General features: G+C 62.2%; 21 protein-coding genes and 3 pseudogenes. 15 read left to right on the top strand and 9 right to left on the bottom strand.

Translation table 11 applies throughout. The annotated features are described in order from the left end of the window. The first annotated feature begins 22 nt into the window (after positions 1-22). From WJ542_RS14000 to WJ542_RS13985, 4 genes are all read left to right on the top strand, one after another. Positions 23-1,600 carry an LPD7 domain-containing protein gene (locus WJ542_RS14000; RefSeq protein WP_411189824.1) on the top strand — a complete coding sequence of 526 codons (1,578 nt, stop codon included), beginning with the start codon at positions 23-25 and terminating at the stop codon, positions 1,598-1,600. 271 nt (positions 1,601-1,871) lie between these two features. Beyond that, positions 1,872-2,132: a hypothetical protein gene (locus WJ542_RS13995; RefSeq protein ID WP_310698272.1), complete on the top strand. Its 261-nt coding sequence runs from the start codon at positions 1,872-1,874 to the stop codon at positions 2,130-2,132. Position 2,133: 1 nt separating this feature from the next. Continuing rightward, a complete protein-coding gene (locus WJ542_RS13990; RefSeq protein WP_411189823.1) occupies positions 2,134-3,162 on the top strand; it encodes a relaxase/mobilization nuclease domain-containing protein in 1,029 nt (342 codons plus the stop codon). Positions 3,163-3,176: 14 nt separating this feature from the next. After that, complete coding sequence (locus WJ542_RS13985; protein WP_310698270.1) at positions 3,177-3,968, top strand: DNA adenine methylase; 792 nt, start codon at positions 3,177-3,179, stop codon at positions 3,966-3,968. Positions 3,969-4,049: 81 nt separating this feature from the next. Here WJ542_RS13985 and WJ542_RS13980 read toward each other — a convergent pair whose 3' ends face one another. The 3 genes from WJ542_RS13980 to WJ542_RS13970 all read right to left on the bottom strand — a co-directional run bounded on the left by WJ542_RS13980 (position 4,050) and on the right by WJ542_RS13970 (position 6,488). Further along, positions 4,050-4,478, bottom strand: a complete 429-nt coding sequence (locus WJ542_RS13980) for a hypothetical protein (RefSeq protein ID WP_411189822.1) — start codon at positions 4,476-4,478, stop codon at positions 4,050-4,052. A gap of 194 nt (positions 4,479-4,672) precedes the next feature. Next, a complete protein-coding gene (locus tag WJ542_RS13975) occupies positions 4,673-5,008 on the bottom strand; it encodes a hypothetical protein (RefSeq protein ID WP_411189821.1) in 336 nt (111 codons plus the stop codon). 266 nt (positions 5,009-5,274) lie between these two features. Beyond that, a protein-coding gene (locus WJ542_RS13970) for an IS3 family transposase (RefSeq protein ID WP_411189820.1) occupies positions 5,275-6,488 on the bottom strand; the annotation gives its coding sequence in 2 pieces (ribosomal slippage) (positions 5,275-6,155 and positions 6,155-6,488; 1,215 coding nt in all). A gap of 92 nt (positions 6,489-6,580) precedes the next feature. Here WJ542_RS13970 and WJ542_RS13965 point away from each other — a divergent pair. The 3 genes and pseudogenes from WJ542_RS13965 to WJ542_RS13955 all read left to right on the top strand — a co-directional run bounded on the left by WJ542_RS13965 (position 6,581) and on the right by WJ542_RS13955 (position 8,637). Then, on the top strand, positions 6,581-7,555 hold the full coding sequence (locus WJ542_RS13965) for an IS5 family transposase (RefSeq protein WP_411189774.1): 975 nt from the start codon (positions 6,581-6,583) through the stop codon (positions 7,553-7,555). 476 nt (positions 7,556-8,031) lie between these two features. Continuing rightward, positions 8,032-8,151 (top strand): annotated as a pseudogene (locus WJ542_RS13960) (PRC-barrel domain-containing protein); the annotation flags it as partial. A gap of 309 nt (positions 8,152-8,460) precedes the next feature. Beyond that, a complete protein-coding gene (locus WJ542_RS13955; RefSeq protein WP_411189819.1) occupies positions 8,461-8,637 on the top strand; it encodes a CsbD family protein in 177 nt (58 codons plus the stop codon). 249 nt (positions 8,638-8,886) lie between these two features. Here WJ542_RS13955 and WJ542_RS13950 read toward each other — a convergent pair whose 3' ends face one another. Beyond that, positions 8,887-9,606, bottom strand: coding sequence for a Crp/Fnr family transcriptional regulator (locus WJ542_RS13950; protein ID WP_411189818.1), 720 nt, complete (start codon positions 9,604-9,606; stop codon positions 8,887-8,889). Here WJ542_RS13950 and WJ542_RS13945 point away from each other — a divergent pair. Then, positions 9,585-10,259: pseudogene (locus tag WJ542_RS13945) on the top strand (IS66 family transposase); the annotation flags it as partial. The gene WJ542_RS13950 and the pseudogene WJ542_RS13945 overlap by 22 nt on opposite strands. 353 nt (positions 10,260-10,612) lie before the next feature. Here WJ542_RS13945 and WJ542_RS13940 read toward each other — a convergent pair. Beyond that, positions 10,613-11,347, bottom strand: a complete 735-nt coding sequence (locus WJ542_RS13940; RefSeq protein WP_411189817.1) for a hypothetical protein — start codon at positions 11,345-11,347, stop codon at positions 10,613-10,615. 436 nt (positions 11,348-11,783) lie between these two features. Then, positions 11,784-12,770, bottom strand: coding sequence for a CobW family GTP-binding protein (locus tag WJ542_RS13935; protein WP_411189815.1), 987 nt, complete (start codon positions 12,768-12,770; stop codon positions 11,784-11,786). 114 nt (positions 12,771-12,884) lie between these two features. On the opposite strand from WJ542_RS13935, the gene WJ542_RS13930 reads away from it, so the two are divergent. From WJ542_RS13930 to WJ542_RS13915, 4 genes are read left to right on the top strand one after another with little or no spacing between them, the layout of a single operon-like run. Then, positions 12,885-13,877: a metal ABC transporter solute-binding protein, Zn/Mn family gene (locus WJ542_RS13930; RefSeq protein WP_411189814.1), complete on the top strand. Its 993-nt coding sequence runs from the start codon at positions 12,885-12,887 to the stop codon at positions 13,875-13,877. Positions 13,878-13,899: 22 nt separating this feature from the next. Then, positions 13,900-14,703, top strand: a complete 804-nt coding sequence (locus WJ542_RS13925) for a metal ABC transporter ATP-binding protein (RefSeq protein ID WP_411189813.1) — start codon at positions 13,900-13,902, stop codon at positions 14,701-14,703. Continuing rightward, positions 14,700-15,620, top strand: coding sequence for a metal ABC transporter permease (locus WJ542_RS13920; protein ID WP_411189812.1), 921 nt, complete (start codon positions 14,700-14,702; stop codon positions 15,618-15,620). Before WJ542_RS13925 ends, WJ542_RS13920 begins: the two co-directional genes overlap by 4 nt. 17 nt (positions 15,621-15,637) lie before the next feature. Then, positions 15,638-16,441 (top strand): metal ABC transporter permease, encoded by an 804-nt coding sequence (locus tag WJ542_RS13915; protein WP_411189810.1) that lies wholly within the window; start codon positions 15,638-15,640, stop codon positions 16,439-16,441. A 191-nt stretch (positions 16,442-16,632) separates the two neighbouring features. Here WJ542_RS13915 and WJ542_RS13910 read toward each other — a convergent pair. Beyond that, positions 16,633-17,145: pseudogene (locus WJ542_RS13910) on the bottom strand (SCO family protein); the annotation flags it as partial. Between the two features lie 71 nt (positions 17,146-17,216). Here WJ542_RS13910 and WJ542_RS13905 point away from each other — a divergent pair. Then, on the top strand, positions 17,217-17,714 hold the full coding sequence (locus tag WJ542_RS13905; RefSeq protein WP_411189809.1) for a DesA/ISL3 alpha bundle tail domain-containing protein: 498 nt from the start codon (positions 17,217-17,219) through the stop codon (positions 17,712-17,714). Between the two features lie 95 nt (positions 17,715-17,809). On the opposite strand, the gene WJ542_RS13900 is transcribed toward WJ542_RS13905, so the two are convergent. Beyond that, positions 17,810-18,664, bottom strand: coding sequence for a PRC-barrel domain-containing protein (locus WJ542_RS13900; RefSeq protein ID WP_411189808.1), 855 nt, complete (start codon positions 18,662-18,664; stop codon positions 17,810-17,812). Between the two features lie 63 nt (positions 18,665-18,727). Continuing rightward, entirely contained in the window at positions 18,728-19,318 is a 591-nt protein-coding gene (locus WJ542_RS13895; protein WP_234775461.1) for a BPSL1445 family SYLF domain-containing lipoprotein, read from the bottom strand. Between the two features lie 244 nt (positions 19,319-19,562). On the opposite strand from WJ542_RS13895, the gene WJ542_RS13890 reads away from it, so the two are divergent. Together WJ542_RS13890 and WJ542_RS13885 are read left to right on the top strand one after the other, a co-directional pair. Then, entirely contained in the window at positions 19,563-19,985 is a 423-nt protein-coding gene (locus WJ542_RS13890) for a type II toxin-antitoxin system HicB family antitoxin (RefSeq protein WP_411189807.1), read from the top strand. 86 nt (positions 19,986-20,071) lie between these two features. Then, positions 20,072-20,230 carry a hypothetical protein gene (locus tag WJ542_RS13885; RefSeq protein ID WP_234775463.1) on the top strand — a complete coding sequence of 53 codons (159 nt, stop codon included), beginning with the start codon at positions 20,072-20,074 and terminating at the stop codon, positions 20,228-20,230. The last annotated feature ends 38 nt before the right edge of the window (positions 20,231-20,268 follow it).

Here is a 20,268-nt window from a genome sequence, read left to right as displayed (position 1 = left end):
AGTGATCAGAGGGAGATTCATCATGGACGAAACCGTCACCTCCTCGGGGTCCCCGGCGGAGGAACCCGTCATCAACGTGATTGAACCGGATCCGCCGCCCTTGCCTGACCCGCAGGGCGGTACCGCGAGCTCTGGCCGCTTTGACCAGACGGCCGCCGATGCACTGGCTGCGCGCCGGCGGCGCGAATTCGACGCGGCGCGCGCTCGACTGCGCGATCAGGCGATCCGGGCCGACGCGCCGTCGCGGGCGGGAGAGCAGCAGCCGGCGAAGCCGCAGAATCCGGCACGCGGCAGCGAGGATGTGCCTGCCCAGCACTGGACGCCGCTTGGCAGTCCGCCCGAAAAGGTGCGCAAGCGCTATCTGCGTGCGGGCAACCAGTATTTTCTGAGGGACGCGCCGCATCAACTCGCATTCGAGGATATCGGCCCGTACCTCGTGACGGAACACAACCGCCCCGATGTCGTCGAGTCGATGGTGGACATGGTCCGCGCCAAGGACTGGGGACGTATCCGCGTGTCGGGACATCCACAGTTCCGGCAGGAGGTGTGGGTGCAGGCAACGCTGCTGGGCATCGAGGTCAGCGGTTATGAACCGAGGCCGGTCGACTTCGCGCGGCTGGCCGAGGCCCGTCGCGACCGGCTAACAAACCGCATCGAGGTGACCGGACCGGCCGCCGCTCCGCAAGCGTCTGCCGCTTCGACGAAGGCACCCCCGACGGCGCCCGGCCCAATGCAGGCGTCAAGTGGGAAAGCGGCCACGTCAGTCGGTGTGCGGCAGCCGGAACCGGGCCCCGCGGTGCCGGCCGCTTCACCCGCCGCCCCTGCACCCGCAGCACCACCTCGACCGGCGCCAGCCCCTGACGTTGAGCCGCCTGTTGCCGATGCGGAGGGGCACGAGCGGCAGCGCTACGCCGGTGAGCTCGTGGAGCACGGTGGTGCGCCCTACCAGCACAATCCCGCGCGCAGCGACTCGTACTACGTTGTGTATCGCGACGCGGGCGGTGCGGACCATGTCGTGTGGGGCGTGGACCTGGAAAGGGCCGTTGCCGAATCGGGCGCGCTCGCCGGGCAACAGGTCGTCCTTGAAAATCTTGGCCGGCGTCTGGTGACGGTCACCGTGCCGGTGATCGACGCAGCGGGAACCGTCATCGGCGAGGAGGAAAAGGACGTCTACCGCAATACCTGGCAGGTTGACGTCGCGGGCCAGGAGCGAACGCAGCCTCGCGCGGCAGCGCCGGAAAAAGAGGGCGAACGCGAAAGAAGCGAAGAGGACAGGGCGTCGACGCCGGAACAGGCTCAGGCCCTGCGGCGGCGGAAGCCTTCGGTCGTGCCGCCGGAGGAGCGGGCTGTGCAGATGGCGGTATTGACCGCGGCCCTGCGGCAGCACGGCCTGAGCGAACGATCCATCGCACGGGTGCAGCAGCATGCGCAACGGCTGATGGGGGCGTTTGAAGCTGAAGGGGTAACGGTCCCCCGGCCGCGCGTGTTCGATCCGGAGGCGCCTTCTGCCCGCAGCCGTCGCACCCGCGCTGCTCCTGATCGCGCCCAGAGCCGTGAAGTCGAACGTGCCCCGTCTGAGCCTGCACCGCCCTCACTGTAGGAGCACGCAAGTGATCACGCGAGAGCGACTGTGTGTGGATCTTGGGCCCGCGAAAGGGCGGTGGGAAGCGTGGTGTGCGGCCCGCTGCGTCACCGCTGCGGATGGTGTCCGGCAACTGGTGCATGGCGCCCTGGCTCAGGATGAATCTCGGGCGGCGATAGCTGACCGTGTGTCGGGTCGCTTTCTGCTACACGGGCATCGCGAGCGTGTCGAGATCCGTCTCACGCGGGAAGAGCTCGAAGTCGCCAGGCAGCACGCCGGCGTAGGTGGAATGAATGTCAATCGCTGGCTGGTCGCGGTGATCCGCGCGCAGCTCGTGCATGAGCCCCAACTCGGCGAGCGGGAGATGCGACTGCTCGCAGATTCGAACCAGCAGCTGGCGACGCTCATCGTGTTGCTTGGTCGGCTGCAGGCGCGCGGTGATTCAGGCGACGCGCGGTACGTGGTCGAGACAGCCCGCAGCGTAATCGATGCGCACCTGCGGGCGGTCACGCAGCTGCTGCGTGCCAATCTTGATCGATGGAGCCGCTAGGATGGCGTTCCCGAAGACCTATGTCGACCAGATGCTGCTGAACTGGGGGGACCGGCTGTTCCACGATCCGCTGCGGCATGTTCGCGCGCCGCGCATGTCACGCGCTCAGCTCGGTCGCGATGTGCGACGCATGCGCGAGCAGCTTGCGCGCACGCTCAGGCGCACGCCCGAGGTGATGGTCAAGATCACGAACAAGGCGTCTGGTGCGCAGGGTATGGGTGCTGTGCGGCGGCATCTGCGCTATATCTCGCGCAACGGGCGGGTCCAGCTTGAGGACCAGGATGGCCAGACCGTGCTTGGTCGCGAGGCGCTTCGCGATCTGACCGACGCCTGGCAACTGGGCGGCTGGGGCATCCCGGAAGAAAGCCGCCGACGTGAGGTTTTCAATGTGTTGCTGTCGATGCCGCCGGGCACGGACCGCGAGGCGGTGCGTGTCGCGGCGCGAGCATTCGCGGCGGAGGAGTTCGGTGACGGCAGACGGTATGTCTTCGCTGCGCACGATGACGAGGCTCACCCCCATGTGCATCTGAGCGTGCAGGTGCGTGGAGTAGACGGAAAGCGCCTCAATCCGCGCAAACAGGATCTGCAACGCTGGCGTGAGCGGTTTGCTATCCAGTTGCGCGAGCACGGCGTCGAGGCCAACGCGACGCGGCGGCTCGCGCGCGGTGAAACCCGGCGCTATCCGAAGCAGGCCGTGGTGCACATGATGGCGCGCGGCGAGACGGCGCGCTACTGGCGACCAGAGCTGGACGGTCAGGCGCGCCATGCATTGCGGGACGCGCATGGCGCCTCATTCGAAGCATGGCAAGGTGTGATTCACGCGATGGGCGGCTCGCAGAGCGCCGATGATCGCAGCCTGGCTGCAATGGTGACGGACTTCGTACAGACCATGCCTGTTCAGCGGGATCGGGCCGGCCGGGATCGGGCGGACCAGTGTGACCGGCAGCGTCGTCCCCGTCGGGCGCACGAGCGCAGCAATGTGCAGCCGGAACTGTTCCCGGATGATCGCGATGTCGGGGCGGAGCGCTGAGCGCGGGAGACAGCATGGCGATGCCCATCATTCCATGGATAGGCGGCAAAAGACGGCTCGCGGACGTTCTGATTCCGCGCTTTCCTCCGCATACCTGCTATGTTGAGGTATTCGCCGGCGCGGCGGCCCTGTTCTTCATGCGCCCGCCTGCGGACGTCGAAGTGCTCAACGACGTGAACGACGATCTGATCAACCTCTATCGCGTCGTGCAGCATCACCTTGAAGAGTTCGTTCGTCAGTTCAAGTGGGCCTTGACCAGCCGGGAGGTGTTCAGGTGGCTAAGTGATACACCGCCTCACACACTGACCGACATCCAGCGCGCGGCACGCTTTTACTACCTTCAGCAAAACTGCTTCGGCGGTCGCGTGGAAGGTCGGTCGTTTGGCACTGCGACGACCTCGCCGCCAGGGCTGAACCTGCTCAGGCTGGAAGAGACCCTGTCCGCAGCACACCTCCGGCTATCAGGTGCGTACATCGAGAAGCTTGAGTGGCACGCCTGTATTGAGCGATACGACAGGCCGCATACATTTTTTTATCTCGATCCTCCGTATTTCGAAACAGAGGGCTACGGTGTGCCGTTCGGGTTCGAACAGTACGAGCGTATGGCAAACATGATCGGAGGACTGCAGGGGCGGGCCATTCTGTCGCTCAACGACCATCCTGCAATCAGGGCATTGTTTGCGCAGTTTGAGATGGAATGTGTCGATATCCAGTACACGGTTGGCGGCGCGGGCAATACCGTTCCGCGCAAGGAAATCATTATCTATAGCTGGGACAGGTCGGCTGACCCGGTGGGCCTGTTCTGAGTTCTCGCGGTCTGTGCGAAACAATCGCCCTGAACGATATCGAGGACACGATCGGGATGGTTGATAGGAGGTCGATGATTCTCACGAATCGAGAAGCCAGGCGGGTGCCCCCTTGTACGAAGCGACGACCATCACAACCATTGCAACTGCGAGAACGGCAAAGCTGCAGACAGCGAGCGGGAAGAACAGCGCAATTTGTAGTGCTGAGCCCCCGAAGCCGTATAGCAGGTCGGTATCTCGGACGTTCTCGTAGACAAGCCACGCGGCAGCAACAAGCCCGAGGGCCATCAGAATGAGCCCGTCAGACAGGGGGGTGTGGTGCAGGGTCGCCTGGGCCCAGAAATAAAGTCCCCACCACACCAGATTGATTGTGATGGCCGTAATCCAGAAGCTTCGCATCGTGAAGAACGAATGCCCAAAGCGGCGTCGGCAATGGCGATTGAACAGCTGGATGCCTTTGGCGATACCGATGACCACAACGACGATCAGCGCAAGTTTAAGCCAACCCATGATGCGCCCCCTCCAGCATGGGGAATAACATAACAATGCTCCGCCTGAAGCAGATTTCCGTCAGTCAATATAAACGTTTGACCGAAGAATGCAACGCGGTGAAGGCAGCCAGTGAGGTAAAGCGGTGAGCTGCCTCTCGTCGCCGCCGGATGTGCGAGGCATGGCAGGCACGCGCGATCCTCCGGCGGGGCAGATCAGTCCTTGACCCAGCCGAATGCGTCTACGCGGCTGATTGTTTGGGGCAGTGCGACGGCGGCCGTAATCTTGCCGGGCATCGGCAGATCGAGAATGTGGCATCGCTGATCCGGCGCGGAGTGGATGATCGTTGCTGCAGCATATTCTGCCGCGATCGTCGGGTCGGCACCGAGTTTGCCAAGGGCAGCAAGACGGGCGACGCCTGAGTGCCGGGCCGAGCGTTGTTCGGGGGTACCGTGACTGCCTGCGAGGAGATCTGTAACGAAGTCGGTTTCGGTCCGGTGTTCGACGTCGGCGAATATCGCTTCGGTGCGGCGCGCCAGAGGTGCTGGCATGACTGCACCGATACCCACCTCTGTGTTGCAGAGGCCGATAATGATCTATACCCCGGCGTACGCCACCTGAACGTGAACAGCCCGTCGCGGTTCCGGTCGAAATAGTCGAGGTTGTCCGTCGGCGTCGTCGGTCAGCACGAGCGCACGCGGCGCACAGCCAACCATTTTTCCAAGGATTCTTTGTAGCGTTGCACGACCCACCAAAAAGCGCCGCGCCATCGCCGGGTTCGGATAGTGCCCCTGCATGACCGGACACGCGGTCACGCTTAGGTTGAAGAATTTGTTTGCTGGCGAAACTCGCGTGGCGAGCGGTATTTCAGGGCGCTGTGTGGATGTGACTCGTTGTAGTGGTCGAACGCAATGGCCAGGTTTTGCAGCGCCGTTCTCGCGTCAGGTTTGGGCATCCACGAAACGTAATCGCGCTTCATCGTCTTGACGAAGCTCTCGGCCATCCCATTGCTCTGCGGACTTCTCACTGGTGTCGTGACCGGCTTCAGACCAATTTTTCGCGAGAATGTCAGCGTCTCATCGGCAATGTAGCAGGAACCGTTGTCGCTCAGCCACTCGATTTCGCTCTCAGCCGCCAAGGCACCGGCGAAGCGGCTTTCGACCGCCTGAAGCATCACATCCCGCACCATGTCGCCGGTGTAACCGCCCGTGGTTGCAGCCCAGCTCATCGCTTCCCGGTCGCAGCAGTCCAGTGCAAAGACCACGCGCAACGGCGCACCATCATCGCAGCGGAATTCGAAACCGTCCGAGCACCAACGCACGTTGCTTCTGTCCACGGCGACTTTGCCGTCGTGCCGACGCGCACACGGAGCGTAACGAGGCCGACGTTCGAGCAGCAAGCCGTGGCCGCGCATGACGCGGTACACCCGCTTTGCATTGACACGTGGTTGGCACAGCGCGTCCCGGCTTCGCCGCAGCAGCGCCCATGCACGCCGGTAGCCGTACGTCGGCAGGTCGGCAACGAGCTCTCGAAGCTCAGCGACGAGCGACACGTCATCCTGAGCGGGCATCTTGCGTCGGTCGACCCATTCAGCGGGGCGCTTCAACTTGACCGCGAGATTCGAGCGCGACACACCCAGGACTTCACAAACCGTCTTCAACGGTCGTCCCCCGGCAGCAATGGTGAGCGCGCAATCAATTTTTTTGCTCGACCATACTCCACTGCTTCGCGGAGGATTTCCACCTCCATTGTTTTCTTTCCCAGCAATCGCTGGAGTTCGCGAATCTGCTTCATCGCTTCAGCCAGGTCCGATGCCGGTACCACCTGCTCGCCGGCACTGACCGCTGACAGGCTTCCATCCTGATAGAGCTTGCGCCAGGCAAAGACCTGGTTGGCATTCACCTGATGGCGACGCGCAACGCCCGAAACAGTGGTGCCAGGCTCGAACGTCTCGCGCACTATTGCGAGCTTTTCTTCGACAGAGCGCCGGCGGCGCTGCTCCGGCTGGGTTAGAACTTCGACGGGGTCCACGTTGTGACTAGGCTTAAGGCAAAGCTGATCAAGTCCATCGCAGAACTGCTCCGAGCGTTATAGATCGGGGTGGATAAGGAAGGCAGAACAGGATGAAGCAGCAGACGTTGGCGATGGCAGCTGATGAAGGTGCGGGTTTCGAGACACACCGCAAGCGAACACGGCGCGATGAGTTTCTCGATACGATGAATGCAATTCTGCCGTGGACTGAGTTGTGCGCGGTGGTCGAGCCGCATTACCCGAAGCGCGGCAATGGCCGCCCGCCGATTGGTCTGGAGCGCATGCTGCGAATCCATTTCATCCAGCACTGGTTCAACCTGGCCGATTTCGCGTGTGAAGAGGCGCTTTACGATAGTGCCAGCCTGCGTCGCTTTGCGAGAATTGATCTGGGCTGCGAGGCGGCACCAGATGCCACCACGCTGCTCAAATTTCGTCGTCTTCTCGAAACCCACAAACTGGGCGAGAAGCTGTTTGCCGAAGTCGGCCGGGTGCTGCAGGCGAGCGGCATGAAACTCAAGAGCGGCACGATCGTGGACGCCACGATCATCGGTGCGCCGAGTTCGACGAAGAATGAGCAGAAGTCGCGCGACCCCGGGATGCATCAGACGCGCAAAGGCAAGCAATGGTACTTTGGCGCGAAGCTGCATATCGGCGTGGACAGCCAGAGCGGCCTGGCGCACAGCGCAGTGCTCACGCCGGCCAACGTGCATGACAGGCATCCGCTGCCGCAATTGCTGCACGGACAGGAGCGGCGGGTCTACGGTGACAGCGCATACGCCAGCCAGAAAGCGCTGATCCACAGCAAAGCGCCGAAGGCGCGCGACTTCACGAATCAGCGCACCCGTCGCGCGGGTGAAGTCGATGAGGTGCAGCGCGGCAAGAACCGCCACAAGTCGAGGATCCGTGCACGCGTGGAGCATGTGTTCGCGGTGGTCAAACGACTGTGGGGCTTCACGAAGGTGCGCTACCGCGGGTTGGCGAAGAATGCGAACCGGGCCTTCGTCGCTTTGGCGCTCGCCAACGTGTACCTGTCGCGCACGCGATTGATGGCGCAGTTGCGCCCGTAATGGGCGAAAGGCGGGCAAAACGCCCGCGTGCAATGCCCGCAAGGGCCAAAAGCAAAGGAGTGACGGTCGGCTTCACGACCTGAACACCTCCACATCGCCAACACGCCGCCAATTCAGCTGCTTGTTCAGCGTAGCCTTAAACATAGGCGGAAGACTACCTCATAATTTAAGCGTTACCCAGTGTCCGGTTTTCGTGGGGGCCGGCCCAGATCCATCGACAGAATGACCGCTGAGGTATCGATCGAACAGGGCATCTCGACCATCTGCGCAGTGGTTATCACGTTTGTCTACGTGAGAGTGCGCAACGACGATCTTGCCCTGACCGTCTGTCGCGACATCTGGTTAGCGGTAAAACCTGTCATCAGTAGCAATGTGGCGCTCCGATGGGATGGAGCTTTATCGCATTTTGGGGACCCGGTACGGCACCGTACCGACTCTTTGTCCCGGTTGCGCGCAACGTTGTGATCAGGGATTGTGACGTACGCAATGGCCGGATCGCCTATGCCGTGCTTTCCATGCTTTCAGGAGGAGGGCTTCGGGGCACCGGTGAAAATCTTTACGCCAAACCGCGGAATGCGATGACGATGAGCGCCGAGGGAAGTATTGTCGGCCCGACGTAGTTGGGGGATGCGCTTGCTTTTGACACGGACCATCAGTCCACGATGGCAGATGATTGTTTGGATTCTGAAATTAGTCATTCTAAATTTTTATCAGTGCTGGTTAGCGGCACAGCGCCTTGTAGAAAATAACTCGCGGACAACGAAAAACGCGCGCGAGCCAGTGAGGTGAAAGACATGGATAACCGATGACGTTCATCGAATACCGCCCCGGTTACGCCGTGTCAGAACCTGATGGCAACGGGTAGCAAAGTCATTCACAGATCAGTTACGTATTGGAGGATTACCATGAACAAGGACCAGGTGAAGGGCACGGGAGAGAAGGTCAAGGGCAAGATTAATGAAACGGTTGGCCGTGCCACGGGCGACACGAAACAGGAAGTCAAGGGCGATGTCCAGCAGACGTCTGGCCAGGCCCGAAAGAATCTTGGCGACGCGAAGGAAGCCATCAAAAAAACTGACTGAGCGCGTCGTTGCTGCTGTGCAACGTCTCCGTTTGCGCGTTGGGTGCGAGGGGTGGCTTGTCGGCTTGCGTCAGTTCAGTCGTGCGTCACCGGTTTTCGGTGTCCGGCCATTTTCAGGAGGCTGTGGCGCTTCGGCACGCATCTGAACCGTGAATGTCTCGCCAGACTATTGTGACCCCGTCAGGTGCAACAGGAACGGAACCAGGATTCGGCGCGATGGCAGCTTGAGGCTGAGCGTTGACGCGCGCGGTCACAGTGCCTTCAGGTCGGGCAACAGCCTGTCGAATTCGCGCTTCACGACGCTGTAGCATTCGCAGGCCCGTTTCTCAAGTCCTGGTCTGTCCAGCACCTCGATGTGCCCGTAGCTATAACGGATCAGTCCCGCATCCTGCAGTTTCATCGCAGCTTCCGTGACGCCCGCTCGCCGGACGCCCAGCATGTTGGCGATCAGTTCTTGGGTCATGTCGAGTTCGTTCGATGGCAGACGATCAAGGCTGAGAAGTAGCCAGCGGCACAATTGCTGATCGATGGAGTGATGCCGGTTGCACACGGCGGTCTGCGCCATCTGGGTGATCAACGCCTGGGTGTAGCGCAGCAGCAGCCGCTGCATGGGACCGGCGCGATGGAATTCCTCCTTCAGGATGCGGGCGTCCAGCCGGTATGCCCGACCAGCACTTTGCACCACCGCCCGGTTCGGCATGGTTTCACCACCCATGAAGAGTGCAATGCCGATTACCCCTTCGTTCCCCACGATCGCTATCTCGGCGGACGCGCCATCTTCCATCACGTAGAGCAGCGACACGATAGCTGTCGACGGGAAATAGACGTGATCAAGCCTGTCGCCCGATTCGTAGACGACCTTGCCCAGTGGCATGTCGGCGGGGACCAGATGGGGGGCGAGACGCGCCCATTCCGCATCAGGGAGCACCGCAAGCAGATGGTTTCCAGTCCGGTGATCTTCCTTCAGCACGGGTATTTCCTCACAGAGGGTCGGGGCTTTACGCCGGCGTGAGGTCCGGCGCTGCGTTCATGACCGACGGCTACGAGCTTTACAACGGCATCGCCCACGATCACCGGCTCGTGCATCTCGGCTGCTGGGCACATGTGCGACGTGGCTTTATCAAGGCCGAAGAGTCCGTGCCCAAAGCGGCCCGCTCGCCGGATCTGCTGGCGACTCGCTTCGTTACGCTGATTGGCAAATTGTTCGCCGCCGAGGCGCGCAGTGCAAAGTGGGAAGCGAAGCGGCGGCAGCGACTGCGCACACGATACAGCGTGCGCGTACTCGCCATTATCGAGCGCACGATGGTCAAGCATCTGCCCGGCGTTGTGCCGTCGAGCGTGCTCGGAAAAGCACTGCAATACATGGGCGGCTAGTGGCTCAAGCTGACCCGTTACGTCGAGAACGGCACGTGGCCGATCTCGAACAACCTGTGCGAGAACGCGATCCGGCCATTCGTCATCGGCCGTAAAGGCTGGCTGTTCTCCGATACCGTTGCGGGCGCGCAGGCCAGTGCCAATCTGTACTCGCTCGTCGAGACGTGCAAGGCCAACGGCGTCGAGCCGTATCGCTATCTCGTCTGGCTGTTTGCGAAATTGCAGCTCGCTACGACCGCTGACGATTAGGGCGTCTGCAATTGACCGCTTACGTTGCACTCAACGACGGAAGGCCGGCGATGGTGAAAGAGCTTCTGGTATATGGCGCGTCGCCGATGGCGACGATAATGCCCCTGGTGTGGCGCGCGATGAAGGAGAAGCACGGCGGCCGCGGTACGCCGATCGTGCGGATCATCCGGACGCACGATGCAGAGACCCTGCGGCAAGCGGGGACGAGGCGATACGCGCGGTGGTGGCGCAGAAACCGGCGGACGAGCAGGTACGCCCCACGATGCGGGCGCGGCTCTAACGCCGCGCGCAACCGGCGTCAGCGCGTGCATTCGCTCCCGGCAGGGTTTTTCATGGAACCCGAAAAGCGATATTCATGGGTTCCCGCCGCTCAGGTGGTCTCCGGCACCACCGGCTCGAAGCGCTGGCCACGCCCGTAGCGGAACGGTTCGAGCGCGGCGTCCGCCCAAGTCCGCGAGGCGGTCCACGGCGTCGAGCACGCCGTTCAGGCGCCCGGCCGTTACCTTGATGGTGGGTGCCATCAACCACGCGCTTTCTCCGTCGCCATCGCTGCGCGCCAGGATTTCGTGCTCGGACGCGTCCAGGAAATACGGGTTCTTCAGGCGGTCGAGGTCTTTCTCTGCATGGGAGGGCAGCATCGTCGTCAGTGATTCCGCGTGCTGGACCCGGTTGCGCACGAGCACAATCTCCTCGAGCAGTTCAAGGTCCACGCCGCTGTCGGCGAGCCGGACGTGGAGCCGAGCTTCGAAGAAGGCGGCATAGCCGGCGACAAACCCGCGCTTCTTGCGCACGCTGTCCGTGGCAGGGTCGCGGGCGACACCAATCAGCCGCTCCCAAGTCGCAAAGAACACTTTCAGCGAGTCGGACAGCATGGACACGCAGGCGTAGCCTGGCGGCACGTGCCGGGAGCGGTCCGCTTCGTTCCATTCCAGCTCAAACCGTGGCTCCCCGCTCTCGTCGTACACCGGCTCGAACGGCTGCTCCTCCGCCTCAATCTGCCGCTGTCGCTCAACAAAAGGCGCCGCCGCGTTCGCATACAGTTGGCGGATGAACTTCACCCGTTCGCGCAAAAACCAGCCCACGTCCATGCTCGGCTCCGGGTTCGATGAGGTGCTGTGACATTAGCACAGGAAATGGCTGATCACGTCGTATGTAACCCGGGTTTCCGGCGGCCCGCACGCGCCTGATTCAGAGGCGCCTGCCGGTGGGTCAGCACCCGGGTTCGGACGTTCATGTTATTGCAGTGCACGGTCTCGATGTCCTCCCAAAACCACGCGACGGCATCGACGAATTTTCGCAGCCATTGCCGTGGCACATCGGCACTTGGCAGGATGGATTTGTAACGAAGTTCAGGCGTTGCCAGGTGATCCGCGCGTCTGATGGAGGTCGGTGTACTGTGGGCCGATGCGGGTGGGAAGATGTTGAAGAACCGGGGATTTCGCACCGCTCAATATTTCGGGGCCAGATCATGATGAATTCGTGAGATCTCCCAAAAAAAACGGTGGAGGCGGTGTACCGGCCGATCTACAGGCAGCCGTCGAGCCCGGCCTTAAAGACGTCCACCGGCAGTTGTTTACCGATGAAGACGATCTTCGTTTCACGGAACTCCTCCTCGCGCCACGGTGCACCTAAGTCTGCGCCAAAAATCATGTGAACGCCCTGAAAAACGAGGCGCCGGTCCAGTCCTGCCACGTTCAGCACTCCCTTGTAGCGCAGCATGGACGTGCCATAGATCGCGACCATCGTGCTGAAGAATGCTTCGAGCTTTTCCTGATCAAGCGGCGTCGTGTTGCGGTAGACGAACGACGTCACATCGTCGTCGTGGGTATGTGAGACGTCCTCAAGAAAGTCCGGCTCGATCTCGACGATCGCATCAAGGTTGAAGCTACGGGTATCCAGCAACTGGTTGAGATCGGTGTTGCCGAAGTGGGATTGCCGGATGGGCGCGCGGGGATTCATCTGCCGCAGCCGCTGCATCAGCGCCTGCGTTTGCGCTTCACCCGCCAGGTCCGCTTTCGAGACCAGGATGCGATCGGCAAAGCCTACCTGTTCCTGCGCTTCATGATGCTCATCGAGCTGGTCCGCGCCGTGGCGTGCATCGACCACAGTGACGATGGCATCGAGCAGGTACCGCTCATGTACATCGTCGTCCACGAAAAAGGTCTGTGCGACAGGCGCGGGGTCCGCGAGTCCCGTCGTTTCCACGATCACGCGCTCGAACGTGAGTTCTCCCGCTGCGCGGCGCGCGGCGAGCGTCGACAGGATGCGCACGAGGTCGCCGCGCACGGTGCAGCAGATGCAGCCGTTGTTCATCTCGACAATCTGCTCGGCGTCGTCCTGGATCAGCAGCTCGTTGTCGATGCCAGCCTCGCCGAACTCGTTTTCAATGACGGCGACCCGGCCACCATGGTGCTCCGTGAGAATCCGGTTCAGGAGGGTGGTTTTACCCGCTCCAAGGAAACCGGTGAGGATGGTCACGGGGATGCGTGATGGTTCGGCGGCGACTGGCATGGCGGACTCCTGTCTGTGCAGAGGGAAGGTACTTCTGTGTTGTGTAATGTTATATCATTTCATTTGTGGATGACGGATAGTCGATGGACGGAAAACCGGATGAAGGAAAGCAAGATGAAGAACGACGTAATCCGCGGGAAGGCGGTGTGCAGGCATCTGTTGCTGAGCTGGCGCGAGCGGGGCCGCAGCCCGGCGAGTCGGCGCGTGTCTGCGGTTATTGCTGCCGCCGTACTGATGGGTAGTACCACGGTGGCCTTTTCGGCGCCGGCCCTCATCAAGGCGGTCGGTGTGGAAAACGAGTACGCCGACGTCATTTCGCAGATTGGCGGTCGGTACGTCCAGGTGACGGCGATCGAGACGGACCCGAACACTGACCCGCATACGTTCGAGGTCAATCCGAGGGTCGCGGGACAGATTGCAGCGGCCGATCTGGTGGTCAAGAATGGCATCGGTTACGACGCATGGGCGGACAAGATCATTGAGGCTGCGCCGAACAGCAGGCGCAAGGTGATTGACGTCCAGCATCTGCTCGGTCTGCCCGACAGTACACCGAACCCGCACCTGTGGTATGCGCCGAAGACGATGCCTGCCGTGGCAAAACAGGTGGCGTCGGATCTTTCGTTCCTGAATCCCGCCCAGGCCGCGTATTTCCAGGCGAACGAGAAGAAGTTTGAAGCATCGCTCGAACCTTGGTCCGCAGCGATTGCCGCGTTCAAGGCCCGCCATCCGGGTACGCCGGTTGCCGTGACAGAGTCCGTTGCGGACTACATGCTGGAAGCGGCGGGTATCGGCATCGAGACGCCTTACAGCATGCAGGCGGCCATCATGAGCGGCACCGATCCGTCGCCGCAGGATGTGACGAAACAGAATGCGCTGTTCGCGGACCACAAGGTCAAGGTGTTCGTCTATAACCAGCAGGTCACCGACGCGCTCACCCAGTCGTTTCTGGCGCTGGCGAAGAAGAACGGCATCCCGGTGGTGGGTGTCTACGAGACCATGCCGACACCGGGCTTCACGTACCAGTCGTGGATGCTGGCCGAGGTCAATGCGCTGGACAGGGCTGTGACAGGCAAGGTGTCGACCGAAGTGCTGAGGGCGGGGAAGTAACGCGATGTGTCACGGGCATGAGGTGCTGGGTATCGAGGGGCTGGGCGTCTCGTTCCCCGGGCATGTCGTTCTGCATGATGTCGGCTTTAGCGTCCGGGCGGGCGAGTTCTGCGGATTGATTGGCTCGAACGGATCGGGGAAGACGACCCTGCTACGGACGATACTCGGCTTCCGGAAGCCCGACGTGGGCCGGATTCGCATCAGCGGTGGGAGCGGTCCAGCCGCGCTCGGCTACGTGCCGCAGAAGATCCTGCTGGACCCCTGGCTGCCGCTGCGCGCCCGCGATCTTGTGTCGCTCGGCGTTGACGGGCGGCGCCTCGGACTGCCGTTTCCTTCGAGAAAGCGGCGGATGGCGGTCGACGCCATGCTCGCGGCGGTGGAGGCCGGCCTGTTTGCCGACCAGCGCATGGGAGATCTCTCCGGCGGACAGCAGCAGCGGGTACTGATCGCACACGCGCTGATCCGCAGACCCTGCCTGCTGCTGCTCGACGAGCCGCTCGCGAACCTCGACGTGCGCAGTGCCGCAGGTATTGTCGCGTTGCTGCACCGGTTATGTGTCGAACAGGGAATCGCCGTGCTGCTGTCGGCCCACGACATGAACCCGTTATTGCCAGTGATGGACCGCATCGTATATCTCGCCAACGGGCATGCCGCGAGCGGATCGGCGGAAGAGGTGGTGCGCAGCGACGTGCTGGGCGGGCTGTACGGCCACCACATCGACGTGATCCGCGTGCACGGCCGCGTGCTGGTTATCGGGGCGGGTATCCCGGACGAGAGCGTGCCGCAGCATCCGCACGATCCTGTCGAAGCGGTGCGTATTCCATGACAGCGATGAACGTCGCTCTCGCGTCGCTCGTCGGGCCGGAGTTTCTGGTGAGCGGGCCGGTGCAGACGGCCATCGTGGTGGGAGGCGGTGCGGCGCTGGTATCCGCCGTGATCGGTGTCTTTACGGTGATGCGGGGGCAGTCCTTTGCCGGGCATGCGCTGGCGGATGTCAGCAGTGCAGGCGGTGCAGCATCGCTCCTGCTCGGCATCCATCCGCTGCTGGGTTTCCTGATCATGGCGGTGCTGGCGGCCGTAGGCATGGAGATGATCCGGATCCGTCGTGCGCGCGAGCGCGATCTTGTGACCGGCGTCGTGCTGGGTGCGGGTTTGGGGCTCGCCGCGCTCTTCCTGTACTTCGATGTCATCTCGCATAGTACGACGGGCGCGGCCATCACAGTGATGTTTGGTTCGATGTTCGCGATTCCCGCCGGGATCGTAGCGCCTGCGCTTGCCGTCGCCAGCGCTTCGCTGATGCTGGTCGCAGCGCTCTACCGTCCGTTGCTGCTAAGTTCCGTCGATCCTGAACTTGCCGCGCTTCAGGGTGTTCGTGTACGGCTCGTGGGTCTGTTGCATCTGCTGGCTCTCGCGCTCGCAGTTTCGCTTTCTGCCATCACGGTGGGGGCCATCCTGTCGACAGCACTGCTGGTCGGACCGGCTGCGATCGCGCTGCGTGTGACAAGGCGGCCGTGGCAGGCTCTCCTGCTATCCGCGGTGATCGGTGTGCTGGCGACGTGGACAGGCATTCTCCTCGCCTGGGAGAGCTACTACTGGACGCCAGGGCGCGGGTGGCCCGTGAGCTTCTTCGTGGTCACGCTCATTTTTGCGCTGTATGTCGCTGCCGGCTGGCGGTCGCGGAACGCCCGGCGCGCCCGGGATGTGGCGACTACTTCCGGCGTAACGCGACAGGGAGGGGCCTGACGACGTTCGCGAGCTTCATGATCAACACCTGGCTCGTGGCGACGATTGTGGCCGTGGTCGCGGGCTGCGTCGGTTTCTTCGTGGTGCTCCGGGGCGCTTCGTTTGCGGCGCATGCGTTGCCGCTCGGCACGTTTCCGGGTGCGGCCGCCGCCAGCCTGCTGGGCGTAAGTCCGCTCGCCGGCTTGGTCGCTGCGGCCACAGCCGCTGTAATCGGAATCACCTGGCTGGGACGTCGCGGTCGTCACGACGTGGCGACCGCGCTCTGTTTTGTGATGCTGCTCGGACTGGGCGCACTGTTTCTGAGCATGACAACCCAGTACTCACAGGCAGTCTACGCGCTGCTCTTCGGCGAGGTACTGGGCGTAAGCGACGACGATCTCCTCGCGGTTGCTGTGATCGGCACTGCCTGTGTGGTGCTTGTCATGCTGCTGTTCCGCCCGCTGCTACTGGGCTCGGTGTCCGATGAACTGATCGAGGCGCAGCGCGTATCCAGCCGGCGCGTCGAACTCGCGTTTCTTGGTATTCTCGCGCTCGCGACGGTGATGGCACTACCAGTGGTGGGTGCCCTGCTGGTGTTCAGCCTGATGGTGGGGCCGGCCTGTGCCGCCCGCTCGCTGGGCAGCCGGCCAGGCTCTGCCGTGCTGCTCTCGGTTGCGTTTTCGCTCGTGACCGTCTGGGCCGCCATCGCACTGTCGTACGTATCGGACTGGCCGGTCGGATTCTTCGTCGGCGCGATCGGGGCGCTGCTGTACGGGGCGGGGCGGATGTGGACGCAGTTGCGCACCCGATGCCAGTTGTCCCGCTTCGCCCCTCGTCGATAGCGGTCGTATCCACCCGGTACTGCCGACGTCGCTCACAGCCCCGATTCACTGCACAGCGGCGCGGTACATGCAAACCGGCGCCCGACTTCTGCAGGCTGCATTCAGGTACGTTTTGCTGGAAGTACAGCATATCCATACCGTGCAACGTCGGCGCCGAGCCGGGCGTGCAGTTCGTTCTGCGTCGGACCGGTTCACGCGTCGTTGGCCAGTAATTCTCCAAGGTCATGAACCCACGGCTTGACGCCCTGGCCATCGCGTACATACAGCCGCAGCTTGCCGGTCGTATCGAAAACGAGGCACGCAGCGGTATGGTCCATTGTGTAGTTGTCGGGGTTCGAGCCGGGAACCTTTGCGTAGAAGATGTGGAAACTGGCTGCGAGCGCTTTGAGCCGCGCGGTGGTCGCAGGCCGAAGCGCGCGGAAGGACGGATTGAATGCTGCAGCATACTGGGCCAGAACCGCGGGCCTGTCACGCTCCGGGTCCAGCGTGACGAACAGCACCTGCACGCGTGCGGCCTTCTGCGGCCCAAGTGACTGCATGGCCTGTGAAAATTCTGCGAGTGTCGTCGGACAGACGTCCGGGCAGTGGGTGTAGCCGAATACCATGACGACCAGCTTGCCGTGATAGTCGGCCAGCGTTCGTGTCTGGCCGTTCGTATCCGGCAATGAAAAATGGTCGGCAAATTGCCTGTTGCCAGTGATATCACAACAACCACCGTGCGCATCCGATCTCCGCGAAGCTGTCGAACAGGTGGTACGAGTTGGATGCGGGCTGGATGTATATTCGCGCGCTGGCGGCGCTGAGGCTGGCGACAGTCAGGAAAGTGGCGTTGGCACCGTGCCTGATCGAAGGCAAGCGGACGCTTGATAACGCTACGCTGCAAGCGGTACTTCGCCATCGCCATGAGGTCATGGCTTCCTATGCGAGGTCGGCGGAAATCGGATGCGAGCGGGAGTTGGAGCGGGCACGGCACCTGAGCCGCCGCGAGAAGCTGCAATTTCGGCGCGGCGTGCGCCGATGGTTTCGGCAGCAGGCGCAGGCGAGCCGCAGCAAACCGTGTCAGGTGCCACCGTTTGCTGACGTCTGGACCTGCAACCTGACGCTGCGCACGTGTATCGAGTTGCGCCAGGAACTGTCGGCTATCTGGGGACGCTCGAGCGCGTCGCAGGAACAACTGCTCAAGCAGTTGCAGGAGTGGTGCCGCGTGGCGGAGCACAGCGGCATTCAGGCGCAGGCAGAGTTCTCGTTGCGTCTGCGTCAGTACGCGCAATAGCGATCCGAGGTTGGTTTGTTCGCATCGCGGTGCCGCAATTGTCCAGTGCCGTACAGACGCGCCAGACGCGCGTGCCGATTAACCCGATCAGCGGGCTACAGGTGCGGCGGCATCAGGCCATCCTCCGAGTTTCCATCCGGATCGTCTGCGGATTCGCGGACCGGATAGAGTGGTCCGGGTTCCGACCAATATCCTTCGCGATTGTAGTATTCGTGCAGCGCCACCTCGTAGCTTCGACTAACGGGTACCGAGTCGTCGTAGGCCGGGCTACGCTCGATCGTATCGCGCGTGATCGAGGTGGACACGGTCGCGGCGAACCAGTCGACGAGGTCGATCCAGCGCGTGGCGATCAGGACTTCCTTCCCGCCGGGCCACCAGTTACGCGTATCGACCGTCAGGTAGCGCAGGGCCCAGGCCCGATCGTCGAAGATGAAACCCGACACGTGGCCGATGGTCCCGTCTATCGTTTCGATGTGGTAGCCCTTGACCTCGTCCGTGCTACGTAAATGGACGTCCGGCAGCGCCTGGTTGACGTGCAGGATGGGGCGTGGCGGGGCTGGCGTCGCGAGCCCTCGCGCGACCGGGTCGAAGGCCGGCCAGGCGCCCATGCCCCACAGATTTGGGCCGCCCCAGTATGTTGGATAGCTGTAGTAACGCAGGTATTCGATTTCGTGCTGGCGCGATACCGGCTTGTGGGTGTCGAGTGCCGGACTTTCGCGCACCTGTTGCCGCGTGAGATTGACATGGACTGCGTTCGACGACCAGTCCACGTGCCTGAGTGAGTAAGGGGAGACGAGCACCTGTCTGTCGTGGAGCCAGTTCCCTGTCTGGACTACAAGGTAACGTATGCCCCATGCCTCGTCGTCGAAATAAACCTGATCGATATTGCCGATTTCGCCGTCCGAAGCACGGACGGTGCATCCGTGCAGATCCTTTATGTTGCGTAACATGACGCCTCCATGATGTCGAAACCGGCGTATCGATCGCATTCGATGCGCCGGCCGCAAGGTCGATCAGAGTGAATTGAGTCGTGTGACCTTCGTGCCTTCGAGGGATGCGCCGGCCATCAGTCCGGCGTTCGTCAGCACGAACGCATCGACCTGACCACCTGCGGTGCTCGTGTCGACGTTGCCGTTTGCTCCTATCTTCAAGACTGCAACGGACGCGTCTCCGCCCGCCGACCAGCCATCCGTGCTGCGGAAGTGTCGCAGCGATTCATCGGTCATGAACAGGAAGACGATTGCGCGCGACTGGGCACCGATCTGCCAGCCGACGGATCCGGTCGCGGTGCTGTAGTAGCCGACGGTATGGCCTCCCACGCGCAGCGACCCTTCGCCGTACTGGCCGCCGACCACGAAGCCCGCATCGATCACGGACGGGAATATCAGCACGCCTTTCGCTTTGGAAACCAGTTCGCGCGAACCTTTCGCGTCGACATAAAGACGGGAAAGGGTCGAGTCGACACCCGCGTCGATCGTTTGACGTTTGTCCATCTGCTGGCCATTGGCGTTCGATGGATTCGATGGGCCGGTGGTGGTGCAGCCCGGAGCGGCTAGCGCGATCGCCAGAGCCGCAGTGCTGCAGATTAATGTTCGTTTCAGCATGGTCTTCTCCTGGGTATCCGACGATGTCCCCCACGCTATGTCGGATCCGGTCTCAAATGCGGTACGACACCGTACAAATTCGTTATCCGATATATCAGGTTGATTGATCGACATTTACCGCGAGACAGTCTGCGAAGCAGGAAAGTCCTGCACCGTACAGACAGCGCAGTTGCACGGGGCGCATGATCGGTGCTCTCGCGGGGGACGTCTCTCGTGTCAACGATGTCAATGCGCGGAGATGCTCGTGCAATATCCCCTCTACGTTCAACGGCGTGATGGCCGCGGCTATCGCGGCAGGTTCGCGGATTTTCCATGGCTCGAAGTGGACGGGGAGACGTTCGGCGCTCTGACGCAAGACGCAGCGCGTCTCGTGCAACGGGTGTATCACCGGAGCGAACACGTCATCCCTGCGCCGACCATCGATACGTCGAAGCTGAAGACGCTCGAGATGGACGATGGCCAGGGTCTGTGGATGTTCGTCGACGTTGACTTGACGGCCGTCCAGTCGCACTCCGTATTCGTTCAGGTTTGCCTGCGCAAGAGCCTGCTGCAGGAGATCGACCTTGCCGCGCAAAAGAGCCATCTCTCGAGGTCGGCCTATATCGCGCTGGCCTGTGCCCATGAACTGGCGCACGTGTGCGATGAAGGGGGGCGGCAGCGGTCCTGAACAAGCCTTGCCCGGGCGGCACGTCAGGCGCGCCTTCGGGGACTGTATTGACGATCGCTCGTGTTCGGACCTCGTGGGAGGGCGCAATGAGCCAGACACTCATGGGTTATTCAGCAGGTTTTGCAGCGGCGGCATTCGTCGCGATCTATCTGGCTGTGCGGCGCTGGGCCGCGTATCGGCGGCAAGCGGCGAAACCCGGGCCACAGCCGTGGCCGGTTTCCGAAAGACCCGACAGTAATCATTGAGCGTCGGGGCGTCACGCCTGTTCGCTGTGCTCTTCGAT

It is taken from the genome of Paraburkholderia yinzeri (assembly GCF_046581065.1).
GTDB lineage: Bacteria > Pseudomonadota > Gammaproteobacteria > Burkholderiales > Burkholderiaceae > Paraburkholderia.
Note: the sequence above shows the minus strand (reverse complement) of the source record. Positions and strands in the feature narration are given on the sequence as shown.

What these genes read in the sequence shown, in the direction of transcription:
- WJ542_RS14000 (WP_411189824.1), top strand. Translation starts at nt 23, where the DNA reads ATGGACGAAACCGTCACCTCCTCGGGGTCCCCGGCGGAGGAACCCGTC.
- WJ542_RS13995 (WP_310698272.1), top strand. Translation starts at nt 1,872, where the DNA reads ATGAATGTCAATCGCTGGCTGGTCGCGGTGATCCGCGCGCAGCTCGTG.
- WJ542_RS13990 (WP_411189823.1), top strand. Translation starts at nt 2,134, where the DNA reads ATGGCGTTCCCGAAGACCTATGTCGACCAGATGCTGCTGAACTGGGGG.
- WJ542_RS13985 (WP_310698270.1), top strand. Translation starts at nt 3,177, where the DNA reads ATGGCGATGCCCATCATTCCATGGATAGGCGGCAAAAGACGGCTCGCG.
- WJ542_RS13980 (WP_411189822.1), bottom strand. Translation starts at nt 4,478, where the DNA reads ATGGGTTGGCTTAAACTTGCGCTGATCGTCGTTGTGGTCATCGGTATC.
- WJ542_RS13975 (WP_411189821.1), bottom strand. Translation starts at nt 5,008, where the DNA reads ATGCCAGCACCTCTGGCGCGCCGCACCGAAGCGATATTCGCCGACGTC.
- WJ542_RS13965 (WP_411189774.1), top strand. Translation starts at nt 6,581, where the DNA reads ATGAAGCAGCAGACGTTGGCGATGGCAGCTGATGAAGGTGCGGGTTTC.
- WJ542_RS13955 (WP_411189819.1), top strand. Translation starts at nt 8,461, where the DNA reads ATGAACAAGGACCAGGTGAAGGGCACGGGAGAGAAGGTCAAGGGCAAG.
- WJ542_RS13940 (WP_411189817.1), bottom strand. Translation starts at nt 11,347, where the DNA reads ATGGACGTGGGCTGGTTTTTGCGCGAACGGGTGAAGTTCATCCGCCAA.
- WJ542_RS13935 (WP_411189815.1), bottom strand. Translation starts at nt 12,770, where the DNA reads ATGCCAGTCGCCGCCGAACCATCACGCATCCCCGTGACCATCCTCACC.
- WJ542_RS13930 (WP_411189814.1), top strand. Translation starts at nt 12,885, where the DNA reads ATGAAGAACGACGTAATCCGCGGGAAGGCGGTGTGCAGGCATCTGTTG.
- WJ542_RS13920 (WP_411189812.1), top strand. Translation starts at nt 14,700, where the DNA reads ATGACAGCGATGAACGTCGCTCTCGCGTCGCTCGTCGGGCCGGAGTTT.
- WJ542_RS13915 (WP_411189810.1), top strand. Translation starts at nt 15,638, where the DNA reads ATGATCAACACCTGGCTCGTGGCGACGATTGTGGCCGTGGTCGCGGGC.
- WJ542_RS13905 (WP_411189809.1), top strand. Translation starts at nt 17,217, where the DNA reads ATGTATATTCGCGCGCTGGCGGCGCTGAGGCTGGCGACAGTCAGGAAA.
- WJ542_RS13900 (WP_411189808.1), bottom strand. Translation starts at nt 18,664, where the DNA reads ATGTTACGCAACATAAAGGATCTGCACGGATGCACCGTCCGTGCTTCG.
- WJ542_RS13895 (WP_234775461.1), bottom strand. Translation starts at nt 19,318, where the DNA reads ATGCTGAAACGAACATTAATCTGCAGCACTGCGGCTCTGGCGATCGCG.
- WJ542_RS13885 (WP_234775463.1), top strand. Translation starts at nt 20,072, where the DNA reads ATGAGCCAGACACTCATGGGTTATTCAGCAGGTTTTGCAGCGGCGGCA.